The following is an 18,892-nucleotide window of genomic DNA, read 5'->3' as shown; positions in this document are numbered from 1 at the left end:
ATGATGAGAAAGATATTGTATATAGTGATGATTATCGTTGCGCAGTTTCAACTGGTATCCTGCGAAAGGGATTTTGATATTAAAATACAATCCAACAAGCCAATGCTGATCGTTGAGGGCTATATTAATAATGAAATGAAAGAATACAACTATGTTGTATTAAGCAGAAGCCAGGATTACTATTCTACCACTCTTGAAAATCTTCCTGTTTATGGTGCAAAAGTTACGGTAACAGAAGGAACGCTGCAACCCGATAACAGCATTGCATGGGATAAAGATAACGCAGTGATTTTGCGTGAAAGAAATATTGCTACTATAAACATAAGCTCCCGCACTATTTCAAATGGTATTTATTTTGATGAACGATTGATAACAGATACCTCTAATGCACTGTTGGGTAAACCGGGTAAATATTATTTGCTGAGAATTGAAGTAGATGGGAATATATATACTGCTGTTACTTACCTGCCCGTTCCGGTAAACCTGGATAGGTTGTCGAGTGAAAATCATTTTATTGATGCGGATAAAAATGAGGAAAGGGCGATGATTACTTTGCATTATAAGGACCCCGATAGTCTTGGTAATGCTCAACTGGTTTATTCCCGCAGTGATGATAACCGCAATAATTTTGGATGGGGTGGGCTACGTTCAGGCAGGTTTATAAATGCTACAGATGATCTTATTAATGGTCAATACCTCAATGTTGTTGTTTCTGCTGATTTTGCTATTAAGGAAAAAGTAGATTATTACCTGGTAAGTGTTGAACGCAGCGTATATAATTTCTGGAACAGCTTTAATAAAGCAAAAGATAATGCCGGTCCTTTTTCTACGCCCGTAATGTTGGATAATACCATAACAGGAGATGATGTGATAGGATGTTTCAGCGGGTTTAGCTTGAGCGGGAAGACAATAGTGGTAAAGTAAAGCCTAACCTGCCTTTCCAAAGAAAAGGGAAGCGGTACTGTAGAATATATACAGGCCATAACACTACCATATCATATATTGAATATAACCGGGATAAGCGTTTCCACATTCTCACACTTCCACATTCTCCCCTCATTTTCAAATTAATCATCGAGCTTCCAATCCCAATCTTCTTGAAATATCAGAGGTGAAAACATTATTGGGATCGTACTTTGCTTTAATCGCAATCCATTCTTTATACTGCGGGTACATTTTTTGGAATACTTCCCTGTCCAGCATAGAATCTTTACCGAGGTATAATCTTCCGCCTGCATTTAATACTACTTCATCTAATTGGCGGGTAAAAGGCTTTAACGCTTTAGTTACAGGAAAATCTATCGCCAGTGTATAACCATTAAAAGGAAAAGATAGTATGCCCTGTCCGTCTCCCATCTTTTTAAATACATTTAAAAATGGTGTACAACCGCTATTGGCAATCATCTCCAGGATTTTCCTCAATGTTTCAGCGCCGCCTTTTTCGGGTATAACAAACTGGTACTGTATAAACCCTCTTTTACCATACCCGCGGTTCCAGTTATTGATCATATCAAGCGGAAAGAAGAATTTTTCATAATGCACAAATTCTTTGGGTGAATTCTGTACAAAAGAAATTAAAGCATTAAGTATACGCACGGTAAAATTGTTCAGCACAAAGCCAGGCAAAAAGAATGGAACACTTAGTTTGGAAATCTTGTGAATTTTTAAAGGATCTTTTTGCAGCTCAGGAGTTAGCTCACTGAGTTTTGCGGACTCGCCAACGGTTAAAACTCCTCTGCCCAGTTGAGTGCCTGTAGCCATAGCATCAATCCATGCAACGGAATAATTATAATCCTTGTATTGATCTACCGCTGCAAGCATTTCCTCAAGGTTTTTAACCTTGATGGATTTTTGCCTGAAGTATGTTGTCTCAATTTTTCTTAGCCTGATCTTTGCCGTTAGTATGGCGCCAAGCAAGCCGAGTCCGCCAAAGTTGGCTATAAACAGATCCGCATTGTCATCTCTTGATGCGGTAACTATATTTCCGTTCGCCAATAAAATAGTGAATGAAATCACGCAGTTGATAAACGATCCATCCGCATGATGCGCTTTACCGTGAATGTCGTTTGCGATAGCGCCACCAATGGTAACAAATTTTGTTCCCGGGCAGATCATTGGCAGCCAGCCGCGTGGTGCAAATGTGGTAATGATCTCTTCAAGGCTTGCTCCTGCCTCACATTCAAGTACACCCGAAGTTTCATCCCATCTGAGAAAATGATGCATACAGGTACTTACCGCTACATGCTTGTTTTCATTAATGGCCTGGTCGCCATAGCTTCTTCCCAAGCCGCGGGGTATAATATTTCCGTGATTTACTATTTCCTTCCATTCTTTTTCAGAACGGGGGTTAGCCACTAATGCTTTTGTTGCAGGGTAATTGCCCCAGCCAGCCAACAGTTCCTGGTGCTCTGTAATCATAATTATTTTGATTGCGCAAAATTAATATATGCAGGAGGATATTGCTAATTTATACTACTTATACAGGATTTATTAATCCTATGACAATATCCATCACATTGGTTTGTGTTGGCCCTGTGATTAAGAGCCCTCCTGCCTGTTTAAAAAAATGGTAAGCGTCGTTGCTGGCAAGATAGTCACAAGGGTTAAGCGTAGTTTGCAAAAGGCTTTGTTCATCAATAACAGCACCTGCTGCATCGGTAGGTCCGTCTGTACCGTCTGTTCCGCCAGAAAGTATCGTAATGTTTTTTAAACTGGTTTTATTATTTTTTTCAGTAGCGCACAAAGCCGCCAGGGCAAACTCCTGGTTTCTTCCGCCTTTGCCCCTGCCTTTTAATGTTACAGTTGTTTCGCCACCCCATAACAGGCATATCTTTTCTTTATTTCCCAGCGTATTCAATTGCGCTATAAAGGTTATTGCTTTATTCGCCGCTTCACCTGATAGCTGTTCTGGAACTATTTGTGCAGCATAACCAAGCCGTTTCGCTTTTTGCGCCGCTGCCTGCAAAGCGATGTCATTATTGGCGACAATAATATTATTTACTTTTTTAAAAATTTCATCTCCGGGTTCAGGTGTATCAGGTATTAATTTTTCAACGCCTTTTTGTAACCATTGGCGAATGCCTGATGGGAGTTTATCAGTCAATCTGTATTTCACTATAATTTCCCCGGCATCTTCAAAGCTGCTGTTATCTGCAACCGTTAGTCCGCTTGCAATCACTGAAAGGTCATCGCCGGGCACATCACTCAGGATAAGCGATACAATAGTCGCCTCTGTATGCTTCAATAGTTGTCCACCTTTCAGTAAAGACAAATGTTTTCGTAGCGTATTTATTTCATCAATAGACGCTCCGCAACCTAACAGCAGCTGAACGGTTTGCTGAATATCGCCCAGGCTGATTCCCGGAGGGCAATCTGCAACCAGCGCCGATGCGCCGCCGCTTACCAGCATTATGATCAAATCATTCTTCCCGGCTTTTTTGAAAAGAGATAATAATTCATTTCCGCCTGTTATACTATTGTTATCAGGTACAGGATGCCCGGCTTCAATTGTTCTGCACTTTTTTAATGGAAGCGCATGTTTATATTTTGTAACAACAAGCCCTTCTGTAATGAGGTCACCTAATATTTTTTCTGTTTCCAGTGCCATTGCGGCGGCGGCTTTGCCCGCCGCCGCAACGTATATATTCTTTAAAGAAGAATGAAGCATATCTGATGACCCGATATATAAGTACTGATCATCAATGCTGATATGTGCGGGTATAAAATTAGCCGGCTTTACAGCTTCTACTCCTGCCAGGAATATTTCCGTTGCATCCTTACGTGACATACCCGAAATTAACATTAGTTTTTAAAGCATCATCACGTTTCATTCTACAACAATTTTATATTACCTTCGGAATAAATTAGTTGTTTAGCTAACTATTTTGTAAAAATATACACATGAAACGTGTCATTAAAAAAATAGCGGTGCTTGGCTCAGGCGTTATGGGTTCAAGAATTGCCTGCCATTTTGCAGGAATTGGTGTACCTGTTTTGTTGCTTGATATTGCACCAAAAGAATTGAACGATGCTGAAAAAGCCAAAGGATTTACACTGGAAACTACAGCAGTAAAAAACAGGATAGTGAATGACGCGCTTGCTGCCGCGATAAAATCAAATCCTTCGCCGGTATATACCAAAGACGCGGTAAAGAAAATAAAGACCGGCAACTTTACTGATAACATGAAAGATATTGCCGGTTATGATTGGGTAATAGAAGTAGTGGTAGAAAGGTTGGATATAAAACAATCTGTGCTTTCAGAAGCAGATAAATACCGTAAGCCGGGAACGCTTATTACTTCAAACACATCAGGTATCCCCATACACATGATGGCGGAGGGGAAAAGTGAAGATTTTAAAAAGCATTTCTGCGGAACGCATTTTTTTAATCCACCGCGTTACCTGAAGCTGCTTGAAATTATTCCCACACCATATACTGATAAAGAAGTCGTGGATTTTTTAATGCACTATGGTGATTTGTTTCTTGGCAAAACAACAGTGCTTTGTAAGGATACTCCTGCATTTATAGCTAACAGGATAGGAGTGTTCAGTATCATGTCTATTTTTAAAATAATGGATAATATTGGGTTGAGCATTGATGAAGTAGAAGCGTTGACAGGCCCGATATTTGGCAGGCCTAAATCTGCAACTTTCCGTACAGCAGATGTGGTAGGGATAGATACATTAGTAAAAGTGGCGGTTGGCGTGCATGATAACTGTCCCAACGACGAAGCGAAAGAAATTTTTACTATACCTGCATGGCTCGAAAAAATTGTTGCCAACAAATGGTTAGGAGATAAAACAGGACAGGGCTTTTTTAAGAAAATAAAAGGCGCCGGCGGCGCTTCAGAAATATTGGTGCTGAACCTGCAAACAATGGAATACGAACCGCGTAAAAAGCCGAAGTTCGCAGGTGTTGAAGCTGCAAAACCAATGGATGATTTAAAGACACGCATAAAGATGCTCGTTAGCGGGCAGGATAAAGCAGGTGAATTTTATCTCCGGTTTCATTACAGTCTATTCTCTTATATCTCGCACAGAATACCCGAAATTTCAGACGAAATATACCCGATTGATGATGCAATGAAAGCAGGATTCGGATGGGAGATAGGCGCTTTTGAAACATGGGATATATTGGGCGTTGAAAAAACAGTAAAGGCAATGAAAGATGCAGGCTTTACTGTAGCAGCCTGGGTTGATGATATGCTTGCAAAAGGCAATACTTCTTTCTATAAAATTGAGAAAGGAAAGAAATGGTGTTATTCTCCGGCAATGAGCAACTATCTGTCAACTGTTGCGGAAGGAGCGGAAAGCGCTTTTATAGTGATGAAGAATTTTGTGGGACAAACCATCTGGAAAAACAGTGCTGCGAATGTATATCATTTGGGTGATGATGTATTGGGATTGGAGTGGAATACCAAAATGGGAACAATAGGAGGGGAGGTGCTGGAAGGTATTAATAAAGGCATTGCATTAGCAGAAGAAAAATATAAAGGGCTTGTAATAGCAAATGATTCGCAGAATTTTTCAGCAGGTGCTAATGTGGGTATGATATTTATGTTTGCAGTAGAGCAGGAATTTGATGAACTGGATATGGCTGTGCGTGCATTTCAGAATACGATGATGCGTGCAAGATACTCCAGCATTCCCGTGGTGGTTGCCCCACATGCATTGAGCTTAGGCGGTGCGTGTGAACTCAGCCTGCATAGTGATAAAGTAATGCCTGCCGCTGAAACATATATTGGTTTGGTTGAGCTTGGGGTAGGATTGATACCGGGAGGTGGAGGCACAAAAGAATTTGTATTGCGCGCTGCTGATGAATTGCAGGAAGATGAGCCAGATACTATTCCATTAAAAAATCGTTTTTTAACTATAGCTACCGCTAAAGTATCTACCAGCGCTTTTGAAGCATTTGACCTGGGTATATTGAGAAAAGGCCATGATGAAGTAATTATTAATCCAGACAGGAGAATTGCAGCCGCTAAAAACAGCGTGATAGAAATATATGATAATGGTTATACTATGCCGGTACAGCGTACACATATACTGGTAAGAGGCAGGTCGATGCTGGGCGCATTGTATGCGGGCATCAACGGAATGCAGCGTGCCAATTATGCCACAGAACATGATGGCGTGGTAGCAAAAAAACTTGCCTATGTAATGTGCGGCGGCGACCTCAGCGAACCTTCTTTAGTAAGTGAGCAATATTTATTAGACCTGGAAAGAGAAGCATTCCTCAGCCTTTGCGGTGAAAAGAAAACACTGGAGCGTATACAGAGTGTGTTGAAAGGAGGGAAGCCAGTGAGGAATTAATGGTCAGAGGTTTGTGGTTTATAGTTTATGTAAACCACAAACCATAAACCACAAACTAATACCAAATCTTAGTTAACCTTCCTGTATTAACAGGGTATATTGAATATAAAATATCAGTGTTATGAGGTGTGCTACGATCTGGTCAATAGCTTGTATGCTAATTGGTCAATTAATAGTTGATAAAGCGATGGCGCAGACAGATGCTCCTGACGCAGAAAATGTTTTTAAGGTTAATATTATTGCACCTGGTGTAAGTTATGAAAAGAGAATAGGTTACAGGCAAACACTGGTTGCCGGAGCGTACCTGGCACCAGATTTTGCATTTTCTTATTCATCAAATTTTGGCAGTAATTTTTATTTTAATCTTGTGCCGGGTATTGAAGCGGCATACCGTTATTACTATAATGGAAAAAGGCGGACTGATAAGGGATATACCACCTCTCTCAACAACATGAATTATTTTTCATTTGTGTATATACCATCCATTACAGATGTGGCTATATCTGATGCTTATTATGATGAAACAAGAAAAAGACTAGTGCATAATATTGGTATAGCCTGGGGCTTTCAACGCAATTACAAAAACCGCATTAGCCTTGATTTGTATATAGGGCCGGGTTGCAGGATTGGTAAATCAACGGATGTAAATGCTTCGGGCCAATATTATTCAAAGATTGGTATTGCTCCTACAATTATTTCTAACATAACAATGGGGTTATGGCTGAACAAAAGGCGGGATAGTGTAAATTAATATAACCAGGAAACAGGTTGCAGGTGCCGGATTTGTAGTTTATGGTTTGTAATTTTAACGTTACTGATTTTGCCAACTATAAATTACAAACAACAAACCAGTAATAGTGCGTTGTTGGCGTTTTTAAAGATACTTCCTCAACAATAAATAAAACATCATTATCAGCAACAGGATGATGATTGTAGCAACGGCCGGTATTAAAATATTCGGAAGAGGTTTTTTGAGAATGGATTTTTTGCGGCGTTTAGATAATTTCTGAACAAGCTGTTTATTCAGCTCATTCATTATCACAGGTAATTGTTGTTTATCTTTTACACTGGATAATCCTTCAGTGGCATCACTTTCAAAGTCCGCATCTACCAGTAGCTTTTCTATTTCATGTCTTTCTTCCGGGGAAAGTTTATCCTGCAGATAGTCGAGCAACTTCTGCTGGTCAATATCTTTTGATTGCGATAATATGTTAAACAAATCACTGTTCATAAACCTTCATTATCTTTCTGTTCCCTTTTGCTTTAATTTTTTTTCCAGGATGATTTTCAGGTTCCGCTTACCGTTCTGAATATAGCTTTTTACCTGCATAGGCGTATAGCCTGTAATATCCGCTATTTCAGTATATGATTTTTTTTGCAGGTAGAAAAAAGATACGCATTTTTTTTGATCCTCATTCAGTTCCTGCAAGGCCTCTTCCATTGCTTCAAGTGTCTCGTCTTTTTGCCTGTGCAGTATAACCGGGTCAATTTCTTCAGGTTCAGAAATTACCATCCTTTCTGTAACAGGAACGGCGTTCTTGCCCTTGTCTCTTAATTGCATAAGACAATAGTTTCGGGCTACCATATACAGCCAGCTTTTAAAATAAGTTACCTGGTACTTATGCAATTCTGAAATAGCTTTTAAAAAAATCTGCTGTACGGCGTCTTTCGCTTCTTCTTCATTTTTCAGGTACTTCATGCATACACCGTATAACAGCAGCGTGTATCGCTGCATAAGGATCCCAAGCCATTCATTGTTACCATCTTTATGGTAAAGCTCTAATAAGCCGGCATCTGTTATATGGTTGGATTGAGAAGCAATCAAAACAGGAAAGTATGTTATTAATGTTTAGATGCAGCTTATCTCCATTTCCACAAAATAAAATGGAGATAATATTGTTTTTGATTTTTGCTGCTATTTTTTTCCGCCGAAATTCTGCTTATAAAAAACAATAGCTTCTTCTACAATTTTTAGGGCTGTTGCCTTATCCTGGAACTCGTTTACACTAACGGTTTTATTTTCCAGCTTTTTATATTCTTCAAAAAACTGGCGCAGTTCACTAAAAAAGTGCTTCGGCATTTCCTCAATGTTGTTGATGTAGTTTACACCAGGGTCATTGTTGGCAACTGCAATGATCTTATCATCAGCGTCTCCGCTGTCAATCATCTGCATTACGCCAATCACTTTAGCCTGCACAAGGCATAACGGCTGAATACTAAGGCTTGAAATCACCAGTATATCCAAAGGATCTTTATCATCACCATAAGTTTGAGGAATAAACCCATAGTTGGTTGGGTAATAGAATGAAGAGTATATCACCCTGTCTAATTTAAGCAAACCGCTTGGTTTGTCAATTTCGTATTTCTGCCTTGATCCTTGCGGAATTTCTATTACCGCGTTAACAATACGTGGTGCATTGTCGCCGGGTTCAACGCCATGCCAGGGGTGTAATACTGTCATCATAAAGAAAATATTTTTTAAAAAGAAAATTATAAACGGACTGGGAACAGAATTATTTTTCTATAACATTTGTAGAGTCTCCTGTAAAATTATATTTAAAATCAACCCACCATTCATTATTTTGTTTTACCAGTTTTATCTGGTTGTTTTCTTTTTTGAAGGAATTTGAATAGCTAATGATGGTAGTTGAGTCATTAAGATCCTGGGATTTATTTATGATAATGCTTGCTTCTTTATATCCGTCTTTTTCTGATTTAGAGGAAGCATTATACATTTTTTCGTTTCTTTCAAACAGCATTTCATTTGTTCCGTCTTTCAATATAAACAACTTTGCCTGGCGCATATTACCGTCAAGCGCAAAGCGAATAAAATCCCGGCCGGCTTCTAATGGGTCATCCGGCTTTTTATAATTATCTGTTTCGGAACAACCAATAGATGCAATAGCTATAATAACGAATAGAACCGTGGTAAACTTTGCCATTCAAAAACAATTGTACGCAAAAATAGAACAAAAAGCACTATTGATAGCTGGTAGAACCATCCCTGACCTTTACCTTTTTCCTACCACTGTTCTTTTTCTCCCATTCTTCTACCTGTTTGGGTCTTTCTACAGGCTTTTTGGCGGTTGCGGTTGAGTCTGCTGTTTTCATATTTCCTTTGTCTTTCTGTCCAAAGAAATAAGTTTCCTGCTTGGTAATAAAGCCAGTGCCAGGATCATAAAATTTCCAGGTACCATGCTCAACAGACGCTACTTCAAGTTTTACAATTTTCATTTCCCATTTATCAGGAATCTCAGGATCTGGCACCTGCACGCTGTCATAAGGATTTTCAGGATTAGTTGCACGCCAGCTTTCTTCACGCAGCAAATCCCCCATTTTGGTATAATATTGCTGTTTCCCGTCTTTTTCACCCCATTTATAATTTTCAATGGCTACCAGGTCGCCTGAGAGTGCATATTTTCTCCATGTCCCCTCTTTTTTGCCATCTTCAAAATAGCCCTCTTCTTCATAGCCGGGTTCTCCCCGCAATTCTTCTACCCGCACTACCCAGGGGCCCTGCTTTTTATCATTTTTATCAACCCGGTTAAGCGTATCTCCTTTAACGGAAATGATAAAACTTTTTAACTGAGCCTGGCTTTGCAATGAGGCAATTACTAAGGCTGCAATAAATAAATGGCGCATAGTAAATTATTTTAAAGGAGTTACAAAGGTAAACGGAAGGATAAATATAATGGTATAGACAAAAGTTAAAGAATGAGGGAGTTTTAATAAATATCTCCTGTTTCCATATCAAGCTGGTAAGGATTGTGGGTAAGTTTAAAATTATAGCCTGGTTTAGTGGTATTATATGGAATCAGGGCAGGGGCACCACCAAAAACAAGGGCAGCCGCTGCCGTTTCTCCTAACCTGAAATCCCTAACCTTTTTAAGCAGTTTGGCTCCATAAAAATTAAATGTATTTCCACTTCGGTAAAGCCTGAAAAAACTTCCTGCGGAACTTATAAAAATATTTTTTCCATCAGAATATCCATATAATTCTCTTATCAGTATTTCTTTTCCGAGTGCATCTTTTATGTATATATCATCATTTTTTTCCCCGGCTTTTACAACAAATTCTTTTACAGATGGTTTATTATTTTTTAACTCATCAAATGTGAGGTATATACCTTTTTGTAAAGTATCATTTAGTATAGCTATATTGAATCGTTCTTTATTATATTGTTCAACCTGGCTGGGGGTGTATCTTTTTGTTATTTGTTCTATTTTGGATTCTGTAAAAAGCCTGAGCTTTGATAAGCTTAACGTTAGCGCATCTTCAATATAAAGATCAGCATCACGATGAATGTTTTTATCTCCGGTTATGGTACTGTCAAGTCTATATAATGGGATGTAGAAGTTGTCTTTCTCCGCTAAGTATTCAATTCTGAATATAATACCACTTTCGCTTGTTATGGGCGAATGCTGATACTTATCTTCTTTTTCATCATAAATTTCGTCAGAAAGCCATAGCTTTTTTATGATGCAGATCAATTTGTATGAAGCAGTATAATTTGCAACCGGGCGATCTATGGAAGAAATTAAATAATTGCGTATTTCGTTAGTAAAACCGTTTTTTAATCTTATCACACTCTTGGGATCAACACTTCCTTTGTGCATAAATCCTAAAGTACTTGTGTCAAACCTGTTATCTTCTACTATTATATCAGAAAACATACATCCTGCGCTTACAGTAAAGGATGGTTTATGTAAAGTGATTTTATGTATGCGGAATTTTGAAAAATCAGTACTTTTTTTATCAGGAGATTCTTCCTTTTGGGCTGCAGCTTTTATACTTAAAATGAGCAGAATGAAAGCGAAGATATTTTTCATGACGGTAAGATAGAAATTTATTATGCTGTAAGCAAAGTGATATAGAACAGGATGTAAAAGGTGATTTATTTAATTATCATATGTTAAATATACGCCCGAAGCCGCTTTTCGTTTATATATAAATCTTCTGTTCCTGATGAAAAAACTGCAAAGCGCCTCAGTATTTCTTATCCTGATGTTATTACTTTTCTCTTGTAAAAAAGATGATATAGTGGATAGTGCGCCACCCGAAGAAGTACAAAAACCGGATTTTGCTTACGGCGTAAATGCTGCTGATATACTGGTAATGGTAAATGAAGTAAGGAAAAACGGCTGCAATTGCGGGGCAACCTATATGCCTCCGGTTAATGAATTAACATGGAATGATGCTTTAGGAAAAGCTGCTTATGCTCATAGTGAGGATATGAAAGCGAACAATTATTTTGATCATAAAGGAAGCGATAACAGCAATCCCGGGGCAAGAATTACAGCAGCAGGGTACTCCTGGATAACATATGGAGAAAATATAGCGCTTGGGCAAACTACCGAACGCATTGTGATGAACAGTTGGTTAAAAAGTGAAGGGCATTGTAAAAATATAATGAATGCCGGCTTTAAAGAGATGGGCGTGGGGCGTATAGGCAATTGCTGGACCCAGATATTTGCCGCAAAAAAATAAGCTTAATCAGAAGCCTTAACAGGTGAAAGGGGATATGTAAATTCCTTTTCACTTTTTGATATTACAAGCGTAGCCACACCATTGCCAATGATATTGGTGATAGCCCTTGCTTCGCTCATAAATTTATCTACTGCCAGTAAAAATGCCAGCCCTTCTAAAGGGATTTTATGTAAAGCAGTTAAGGTTGAAGCAAGTATTATAAAACCACTGCCGGTAACGCCGGCCGCTCCTTTTGAGGTGATCATTAAAATGCCTACCACAGAAGCCATTTCCCAAAACGAAAGATGAACATTATATAACTGCGCTAAAAAAATAATTGCCATTGAAAGATATATGGATGTCCCATCGAGATTGAATGAATACCCGGTTGGCACAACAAGACCAACCACAGACTTGCTGCAACCCATTTTTTCGAGCTTGTTCATTAAGGAAGGGAGCGCAGATTCTGAAGATGAAGTGCCAAGCACTATAAGTAACTCTTCTTTTATACCAACAAGGAATTTCCAGATGCTGAGCTTATAATATTTTAGTATCAACCCGAGTACAATGAAAATAAAAGCAGCCATTGTTCCATACATGGTTAGCATCAGCTTACCGAGCGGTATTAAAGTTTTAATACCAAATTTTCCTACAGTAAAAGCCATTCCCCCAAATGCCCCAAATGGCGCAAGGTACATTACATACTTCAGTGCCCTGAATACATAATGCGTTATCATTGCCAGCCATTTCAATATTTTTTCCCTGTGCTTAACCTGGCTTAAGATAATACCGGTAATTATCGCAACGATCAACACCTGTAAAGTGAAATTTTCTTTCAGAAAAGCTATCCAGCTGAAATCACTATGCCCCTCTTTGGCATACTTTGATGCATCCTGCATAGGAAGCCCGGTTTTGTCTATTTTACCCGGCTCAAAAAATAAGGCGAATGCAATACCCAATACCAACGCAAAAGTTGTAACAACCTCAAAATACAGCACAGCTTTTAACCCTATCTTTCCAACCTTTTTTAAATTGCCCATGCCCACTATGCCCAGTACAATAGTCAGGAAAATGATGGGTCCAATAAAAACTTTAATGATGTTGATGAAGGTCTTTCCCATCCATTCTGTTTTAATAGCAGTGGCCGGGAAAAAATGGCCGAGTATGACGGCCGCTATAATGGCAAGCAAAACCCAAAAGGTAAGGTTGAAAACAATCTTGCTGAATGTGCTTTTTGGTTTCATTCAAAAAATAAATGTTTAAATGTAATATAAAATGAACTAATGCCATCGTTATAAAAATTTTCATTCTATTTGTATGCTGAAATTTTTCAGTATAACCTTACTTAAAAATGAAATGTAATAATGGTAGATATAAGCGGTTGCAAAAATTTCTTTTTTATTGGTGTGGCGGGTACCGGGATGAGCGCCCTGGCGCAATATCTTGTGGGGCTTGGTAAAAATGTATCGGGTTCTGATCGTTATTTTACGAACGACAGCAAGAACGAAACCCAGGTAAAATTAGAAGAAGCAGGCATTCGTTGTTATGTACAGAATGGAGAAGCTATAACGCCGGGCATTGATATTGTTATAGCATCTGCCGCAATTGAAGATACTGTGACAGAGGTGCGAAAGGCAAGGCAGCTTAATATTCCAATTATTAAAAGATCGGAGCTGCTTGCGTATATAGCAACAACCAGAAGAACGATAGCCGTAGCAGGCACTTCCGGCAAAAGCACCACCAGTGCCATGCTGTTTGATGTTTTAAAATATGCGGGAATGCAACCTGGCATTATCAGCGGCGCAGGGCTGGTGAGCTTAATTAAGGAAGGTAAGATAGGTAATGCAGAAACCGGGAATGGCGAATGGCTTGTAATTGAAGCTGATGAAAGTGACGGGTCTATTGTGCAATATGAAGCAGAAATAGGCGTACTACTGAATATTGATAAAGACCATAAAGAAATTGATGTGCTTATGGATATCTTTGATGTGTTTAAAAGAAACACAAAGGATATATTTATCGTAAACCAATCACACCCGCTTGCAGCAAAGCTTTCAAAAGATAACAGGTACAATTTTTCGGTTGATGAAAATGATGATGCGGCATTTATAGCTACCGATTTTAAACAAAAGGGGTTAGATATACAGTTTAAGATTAATGGCATCGATTTCTCTTTGCATACTGTTGGCCGGCATAATATGGAGAATGCGCTTGCTGCCACTGCTGTTGCTGCATTGCTTGGAGTGCCACTCCAAACCTGTGCCCAGGCTTTAAAAAGCTATGAAGGCATATACCGCCGTCATCAATTGCTAGGAGAAAAGAATGGTGTAATTGTCATTGATGATTATGCGCACAATCCTGCAAAATGTGCAGCTTCTATTGCGGCATGTCAGAATATAGCTCCGAAAGTAATAGCCTGGTTCCAGCCTCACGGTTATGGGCCAACGCGATTTTTGCGGCATGATTTTGTGCATGATATAGGCAGCATATTAAGGAAAGAAGATGAGATATGGATGAGCGAAATTTTTTATGCCGGAGGCACGGCGGAGAAGAACATTTCAGCTAATGATCTTATTGGTGATCTGAAAGCAATGCATGCCAGTGCTTTTTTTGTAGAGGACAGAAATGATTTTTTAGATGCTGTACGCAGTCACCTCACAAATAATTGTGTATTGCTGCTTATGGGTGCACGCGATCCTTCGCTTGAGCATTTTGCTAAAACAACCTGGGAAAATTTATAGCATGCTTTAAAGATTAGCGTAAAACCGGAGGCTGGATTTTCTTTTTTTAAGATGCCAGGTTATTGCTTTAAAGAATGCTTTAAGGTGCCCGGATTTTCCTGTAACCGTATACTTCGCAATATTAAATGGCGCGAAAAAAAGTGTGAAGAAAAGCAGGAAAACCGAGAATCCTGCGGTTGTTGAATTATTGCGCATGGCCATAATCCTGTTACGGGTATTATAGAATACTTCTGTTGCTGTTGCACATTTGGTTGTTGCAGAATGTTTGCTGTACACAATTGCCCCGGGTTGATATAATATTTTATACCCGCTTTTCAATATCCTGGCGCTGATTTCCGCATCATCAAAATAAACAAAGAAATTACGTGGAAGCACACCCGCTTTTTCTATCATGCTTTTTCGCATCATCATTGCACCGGAATATACCCCATTAGTATAAACCTGCTTATTATATTGTCCATTATCTTTTTGACGGCTGCCGATTATATACGTTCGCCCTGTTAAAGGGTTAAGCGAGGTAGACCCTGCATACTCAATTACGTTTCTATTTTTGTATGAATATATTTTGGGACAAGCTGCACCAACAGTAGTATCCTCTACAAGCGGAGTTAACAGATCTTCAATCAGATGTTCAGTTACTTCTGTATGATTATTCATGAAAAGGATAAAATCTCCTTTTGCCTGCGCAACAGCCCAGTTGGCGGCACCTTCTGCTTTCATATTATTGTCTGCCCTTAGTAACCGGGTATTGGCATAATTGCCTTTATAAATCTGAGGGCCGGGATCAATTGCCGAGCCCATATCGCAAACCAAAATTTCATAATGGGGATATGCAAGCTTTCGGGTAGATTCCAAAAAATGGCGCGTAGCTTCCGTTTGGTTCCAGTTAAGCGTAATAATCGAAACCAAGGGCTTTGCCTTGATTGTAATGTATCTTTTTTCCTGCCGGGTATTTATTTCTCTGTTCATAACTATATAAAGTGTTGAGAAATAAAGGATTTAAAAATTGCCCTGGTTTATAAGCAATGTTGTTGTATCAGAGGAATCGGAGAATTTGTAAGAAGTAATATAAAGATAGTCTAAAAGGAGATTGGTTTGTATGTTGCGTATCAAATCTACAATAGAGTTATATAAAAATATGAAAGACGTTCTTGCTTTTACGTGGTATTAAACACGATATAAATAATGATAAAATAGTATGCCATTTAAGGGCTGATTATTTTATCATTTGTCAATTGATTTTATAAGCACTGGTTATCAGAAGATTATGGTAATAAGATATTTCAGTACAAATAAGAATAACTTATTATTATTTTTAAAAACCTCATAAGAGTTTTCCACTTTTAGCATATGATAGTCCCTTTGGTATAATCCTTGTGTTGCTCATTGAACTTTGTTAAAATATAATCCAAATCCATTTACAATGTCCAAACTGTACCTCAGAGTTGTTTCTAAAAAACAACACATTTTCTTCGGAGTAATACTTATCTGATAATCTGCATGCCTTAAAAAAATCAGTATTTACTCATAAAAATTATTTGAAGAATGAATTATCAATTACCCTGGCGTTTTAATCTTGTTATCCGAAACGTCAAAAAAATCAGGTTTTTCCTTTTAACAATTATTGCAGTTTTTTCATTTATTAATATTATTTCAGCCCAAACAATGCAAACTACACAGCGATCTGTGTATACCAGGGTTGATAATTATATTGGTGGATATCTGGAATCAGTGCCCAATGATTATTATAATAACCCTACAAAAAAATATCCTTTGATTATATTTCTGCACGGTATCGGAGAGCGTGGTGATGGGTCACCCGGAGCGTTGGAGCGGGTTGCAAATGTGGGTATTGCTCAAAGGTTGAAAAATAAAACCTTTCCGGCGAGTTTTACATATGGAGGCACCAGTTATTCTTTTATAGTGATTTCTCCGCAGATTTCGGGCTCTGCATGGGATACTCCGATTGAAGATATCATCAAATTTGCGAAAAAGAATTACCGTGTTGATGAACAAAGAATTTATGTAACGGGGTTAAGTATGGGAGGGATTTCATTGTGGGCCTATGCAACAAAGACAGTTGACAGGGGTAAAGAAATAGCAGCTATGCTATTGGCCACTCCCGGCACCAGTGCTACTGCAGCTCAGCTTAAAAATCTTAGTAGTTCGCAAATTCCAATTTGGGTTACCAATAATACCGGGGATCCGTATAATTCTGCCAGCGGCGCTACGGCATTGGTAAATGCAATAAACAGCACCGTGCCGGCTCCTCCCAAAGCATTATTAACTATTTTTACTAAAAGCGGGCATGATTGCTGGACTGCCACATATGACCCTGCTTTTAAACAGGGAGGATTAAATGTGTACGAATGGATGCTTTCAAAGAAAAGAGGCACTGCACAAACTACTACACCAAAGCCCGTGCTTACAGCCAATGCCGGGACTAATAAAGTTATTACCTTACCTACTAATACTGTTACACTTGATGCCAGCGGTTCAAAAGTAACTTCAGGCACAATTACATCCTATAGCTGGACTAAAATTTCAGGACCCGCTACAGGATTGCTCGCATTGATTTCAAATGGATTGCAGGCAAAACTTACCAGTCTTGTAGCAGGAGTATATACTTACCAGTTAACAGTAAAAGATAGTAATGGCAGCACTGCTACAGCAAATGTAACGGTAACAGTAAATGCTGCAACAACTTCGACGGCACCTCCTACTGCCAATGCCGGGAAAGAACAAACCATAACATTACCTACGAGTAGTTGTACATTAAACGGGTCATTGTCATCAGCCTCAACCGGTAATACCATAGTGTCTTACAAATGGACCAAAATGTCTTCAAGTCCTTCTGCGGGCGTAATAACAAATCCTAACAGTGTTACTACTACTGTTACAGGTTTAGTTGCTGGTAAATATACTTTCAGCCTTACTGTTACTGACAGCAGGGGAGTAAGTGTGTCCGGCGGTACAATAGTTACAGTAAAAGCTGGAACTACAACTACGAATGTTGCACCTAAAGCAGTAGCTAATGGAGGCGGTGCGGTACAGCTGCCTACCAACAGCAGAACGCTTAGTGGAACAGCATCAACCCCAGCACCGGGCAGCAGCATAGCTTCTTATTCCTGGAGTAAAGTATCCGGTCCGACAAGCTATAAAATTGCGAATGCAAATGCAGCAACAACTGTATTTTCAAATCTGGTAGAAGGAGTATATGTATTCAGGCTGAAGGTAACAGATAAAAATGGGTTATCTTCTACTGCAGATGCAAAAATAGTAGTTCAGGCAGCAGCCAAGGTTGCACCTAAGGCGGTTGTTAATGGGGGCGGTGTTATCAAACTGCCAACCAACAGCAAAATCCTCAGCGGAACAGCATCAACGCCGGCGCCCGGAAGTAGTATAGCTTCTTACTACTGGAGTAAAGTTTCCGGGCCCTCAAGCTATAAAATCTCAAATTCCAATATTAAAGAGACTATATTTTCTAACCTGGCAGAGGGCGTATATGTATTCAGGCTGAAAGTAACAGATAAAAACGGTTTATCGTCTACTGCAGATGCAAAAATAGTAGTTCAGGCAGCAAGTGTTGCGCCTAAAGCAGTAGTTTATGAAGGCGGTGTTATCAAACTGCCAACCAACAGCAAAACCCTCAGCGGAACAGGATCAAAACCAGCTCCAGGAAGCAGCATAGCTTCTTACTACTGGAGCAAGGTTTCCGGGCCATCGAGCTACAAAATAGCAAATCCTAACGTTGCAGAGACTGTATTTTCTAACCTGGTAGAGGGCGTATATGTATTCAGGCTGAAAGTAACAGATAGAAACGGGTTATCGTCTACTGCTGATGCAAAAATAGTGGTTCAGTCGGCTGGAACTGCCAACCGCACCATAGGGGCAGGTGATAGTGTTTCTATAGCTCTTGCTGAAGATAACATAATCAGGAGAGATGAATCGTCATTAGATTTCAAGGTAAGTCCGAATCCGGTTCAATCTGATATGAATATTGCTATAACCGGAGATTTAAAAGGGAAAGCAAATATTGCTGTTTATAATATTGGCGGAGCGCAGGTATTACAGCAGGAGTTTGCAAAAGATGGTAGTGGCACGCTTAATAAAAGGTTTAATTTGTCTAAACTACCCCCTGGTATTTATATTGTTCAAATTATAATAGATGGAAAATATAAGAAAGCGTTGAGGATTGTAAAACAATAGGTAAAATATTAAATTAATTAGAATAAATAAAAAATCCTGGTCTATAATGACCAGGATTTTTTATTTAGTGGAGAAAAAGGGTACGATATATTATTTATTATTATTATGTTTATAAATAAAAACACTTATTTAATATTTAACAAACACTTTGGTATAATACTTGC

Annotated in this window: 16 protein-coding genes; 6 read left to right on the top strand and 10 right to left on the bottom strand. The window is 39.0% G+C overall.

The features are described 5' to 3' along the window. Complete coding sequence (locus DC498_RS01300; protein ID WP_165813714.1) at positions 1 to 924, top strand: DUF4249 family protein; 924 nt, start codon at positions 1 to 3, stop codon at positions 922 to 924. A 147-nt stretch (positions 925 to 1,071) separates the two neighbouring features. Here DC498_RS01300 and DC498_RS01295 read toward each other — a convergent pair whose 3' ends face one another. Together DC498_RS01295 and DC498_RS01290 are read right to left on the bottom strand one after the other, a co-directional pair. Further along, positions 1,072 to 2,418, bottom strand: a complete 1,347-nt coding sequence (locus tag DC498_RS01295) for an FAD-binding oxidoreductase (RefSeq protein WP_116872307.1) — start codon at positions 2,416 to 2,418, stop codon at positions 1,072 to 1,074. A 58-nt stretch (positions 2,419 to 2,476) separates the two neighbouring features. Beyond that, entirely contained in the window at positions 2,477 to 3,787 is a 1,311-nt protein-coding gene (locus tag DC498_RS01290; RefSeq protein WP_165813713.1) for a glycerate kinase type-2 family protein, read from the bottom strand. A gap of 113 nt (positions 3,788 to 3,900) precedes the next feature. Between DC498_RS01290 and DC498_RS01285 the strand changes: the two genes are divergently transcribed. Together DC498_RS01285 and DC498_RS01280 are read left to right on the top strand one after the other, a co-directional pair. Further along, the gene (locus DC498_RS01285) at positions 3,901 to 6,312 is read left to right on the top strand and encodes a 3-hydroxyacyl-CoA dehydrogenase/enoyl-CoA hydratase family protein (RefSeq protein ID WP_116872305.1); all 2,412 of its coding nucleotides are present in this window, start codon (positions 3,901 to 3,903) and stop codon (positions 6,310 to 6,312) included. A 121-nt stretch (positions 6,313 to 6,433) separates the two neighbouring features. Then, complete coding sequence (locus DC498_RS01280; protein WP_133176727.1) at positions 6,434 to 7,063, top strand: hypothetical protein; 630 nt, start codon at positions 6,434 to 6,436, stop codon at positions 7,061 to 7,063. A 123-nt stretch (positions 7,064 to 7,186) separates the two neighbouring features. Here the strand turns inward: DC498_RS01280 and DC498_RS01275 are convergent, their stop codons facing one another. From DC498_RS01275 to DC498_RS01250, 6 genes are all read right to left on the bottom strand, one after another. Beyond that, positions 7,187 to 7,543, bottom strand: a complete 357-nt coding sequence (locus DC498_RS01275; RefSeq protein ID WP_116872303.1) for a hypothetical protein — start codon at positions 7,541 to 7,543, stop codon at positions 7,187 to 7,189. A gap of 9 nt (positions 7,544 to 7,552) precedes the next feature. Beyond that, positions 7,553 to 8,047 carry an RNA polymerase sigma factor gene (locus DC498_RS01270; RefSeq protein ID WP_116872569.1) on the bottom strand — a complete coding sequence of 165 codons (495 nt, stop codon included), beginning with the start codon at positions 8,045 to 8,047 and terminating at the stop codon, positions 7,553 to 7,555. A 180-nt stretch (positions 8,048 to 8,227) separates the two neighbouring features. Continuing rightward, a complete protein-coding gene (locus tag DC498_RS01265; protein WP_116872302.1) occupies positions 8,228 to 8,776 on the bottom strand; it encodes an inorganic diphosphatase in 549 nt (182 codons plus the stop codon). Between the two features lie 49 nt (positions 8,777 to 8,825). Beyond that, complete coding sequence (locus tag DC498_RS01260) at positions 8,826 to 9,254, bottom strand: hypothetical protein (RefSeq protein WP_116872301.1); 429 nt, start codon at positions 9,252 to 9,254, stop codon at positions 8,826 to 8,828. A 37-nt stretch (positions 9,255 to 9,291) separates the two neighbouring features. Then, positions 9,292 to 9,954: a toxin-antitoxin system YwqK family antitoxin gene (locus DC498_RS01255; RefSeq protein ID WP_116872300.1), complete on the bottom strand. Its 663-nt coding sequence runs from the start codon at positions 9,952 to 9,954 to the stop codon at positions 9,292 to 9,294. Between the two features lie 83 nt (positions 9,955 to 10,037). Continuing rightward, complete coding sequence (locus tag DC498_RS01250) at positions 10,038 to 11,141, bottom strand: hypothetical protein (RefSeq protein ID WP_116872299.1); 1,104 nt, start codon at positions 11,139 to 11,141, stop codon at positions 10,038 to 10,040. Between the two features lie 136 nt (positions 11,142 to 11,277). Here DC498_RS01250 and DC498_RS01245 point away from each other — a divergent pair, with 136 nt between their 5' ends. Then, positions 11,278 to 11,799, top strand: a complete 522-nt coding sequence (locus tag DC498_RS01245; RefSeq protein WP_116872298.1) for a CAP domain-containing protein — start codon at positions 11,278 to 11,280, stop codon at positions 11,797 to 11,799. A 2-nt stretch (positions 11,800 to 11,801) separates the two neighbouring features. Here the strand turns inward: DC498_RS01245 and DC498_RS01240 are convergent, their stop codons facing one another. Further along, a complete protein-coding gene (locus tag DC498_RS01240) occupies positions 11,802 to 13,022 on the bottom strand; it encodes a cation:dicarboxylate symporter family transporter (RefSeq protein WP_116872297.1) in 1,221 nt (406 codons plus the stop codon). 120 nt (positions 13,023 to 13,142) lie between these two features. Between DC498_RS01240 and DC498_RS01235 the strand changes: the two genes are divergently transcribed. Further along, positions 13,143 to 14,519 carry a Mur ligase domain-containing protein gene (locus DC498_RS01235; protein ID WP_116872296.1) on the top strand — a complete coding sequence of 459 codons (1,377 nt, stop codon included), beginning with the start codon at positions 13,143 to 13,145 and terminating at the stop codon, positions 14,517 to 14,519. 6 nt (positions 14,520 to 14,525) lie between these two features. Here the strand turns inward: DC498_RS01235 and DC498_RS01230 are convergent, their stop codons facing one another. Then, a complete protein-coding gene (locus DC498_RS01230; protein ID WP_116872295.1) occupies positions 14,526 to 15,488 on the bottom strand; it encodes a glycosyltransferase family 2 protein in 963 nt (320 codons plus the stop codon). A 576-nt stretch (positions 15,489 to 16,064) separates the two neighbouring features. Here DC498_RS01230 and DC498_RS01225 point away from each other — a divergent pair. Further along, complete coding sequence (locus DC498_RS01225; protein ID WP_116872294.1) at positions 16,065 to 18,728, top strand: PKD domain-containing protein; 2,664 nt, start codon at positions 16,065 to 16,067, stop codon at positions 18,726 to 18,728. Positions 18,729 to 18,892: the final 164 nt, after the last annotated feature.

The organism is Terrimonas sp., from assembly GCF_003075435.1.
Lineage (GTDB): Bacteria > Bacteroidota > Bacteroidia > Chitinophagales > Chitinophagaceae > Agriterribacter.
Note: the sequence above shows the minus strand (reverse complement) of the source record. Positions and strands in the feature narration are given on the sequence as shown.

Bases quoted from the DNA above. Each gene is read 5' to 3' on its own strand.
- DC498_RS01300 (WP_165813714.1), top strand. From the start codon at position 1: ATGATGAGAAAGATATTGTATATAGTGATGATTATCGTTGCGCAGTTT.
- DC498_RS01260 (WP_116872301.1), bottom strand. From the start codon at position 9,254: ATGGCAAAGTTTACCACGGTTCTATTCGTTATTATAGCTATTGCATCT.
- DC498_RS01230 (WP_116872295.1), bottom strand. From the start codon at position 15,488: ATGAACAGAGAAATAAATACCCGGCAGGAAAAAAGATACATTACAATC.
- DC498_RS01290 (WP_165813713.1), bottom strand. From the start codon at position 3,787: ATGTCACGTAAGGATGCAACGGAAATATTCCTGGCAGGAGTAGAAGCT.
- DC498_RS01250 (WP_116872299.1), bottom strand. From the start codon at position 11,141: ATGAAAAATATCTTCGCTTTCATTCTGCTCATTTTAAGTATAAAAGCT.
- DC498_RS01285 (WP_116872305.1), top strand. From the start codon at position 3,901: ATGAAACGTGTCATTAAAAAAATAGCGGTGCTTGGCTCAGGCGTTATG.
- DC498_RS01255 (WP_116872300.1), bottom strand. From the start codon at position 9,954: ATGCGCCATTTATTTATTGCAGCCTTAGTAATTGCCTCATTGCAAAGC.
- DC498_RS01225 (WP_116872294.1), top strand. From the start codon at position 16,065: ATGAATTATCAATTACCCTGGCGTTTTAATCTTGTTATCCGAAACGTC.
- DC498_RS01295 (WP_116872307.1), bottom strand. From the start codon at position 2,418: ATGATTACAGAGCACCAGGAACTGTTGGCTGGCTGGGGCAATTACCCT.
- DC498_RS01265 (WP_116872302.1), bottom strand. From the start codon at position 8,776: ATGATGACAGTATTACACCCCTGGCATGGCGTTGAACCCGGCGACAAT.
- DC498_RS01270 (WP_116872569.1), bottom strand. From the start codon at position 8,047: ATGCAGCGATACACGCTGCTGTTATACGGTGTATGCATGAAGTACCTG.
- DC498_RS01275 (WP_116872303.1), bottom strand. From the start codon at position 7,543: ATGAACAGTGATTTGTTTAACATATTATCGCAATCAAAAGATATTGAC.
- DC498_RS01280 (WP_133176727.1), top strand. From the start codon at position 6,434: ATGAGGTGTGCTACGATCTGGTCAATAGCTTGTATGCTAATTGGTCAA.
- DC498_RS01240 (WP_116872297.1), bottom strand. From the start codon at position 13,022: ATGAAACCAAAAAGCACATTCAGCAAGATTGTTTTCAACCTTACCTTT.
- DC498_RS01245 (WP_116872298.1), top strand. From the start codon at position 11,278: ATGAAAAAACTGCAAAGCGCCTCAGTATTTCTTATCCTGATGTTATTA.
- DC498_RS01235 (WP_116872296.1), top strand. From the start codon at position 13,143: ATGGTAGATATAAGCGGTTGCAAAAATTTCTTTTTTATTGGTGTGGCG.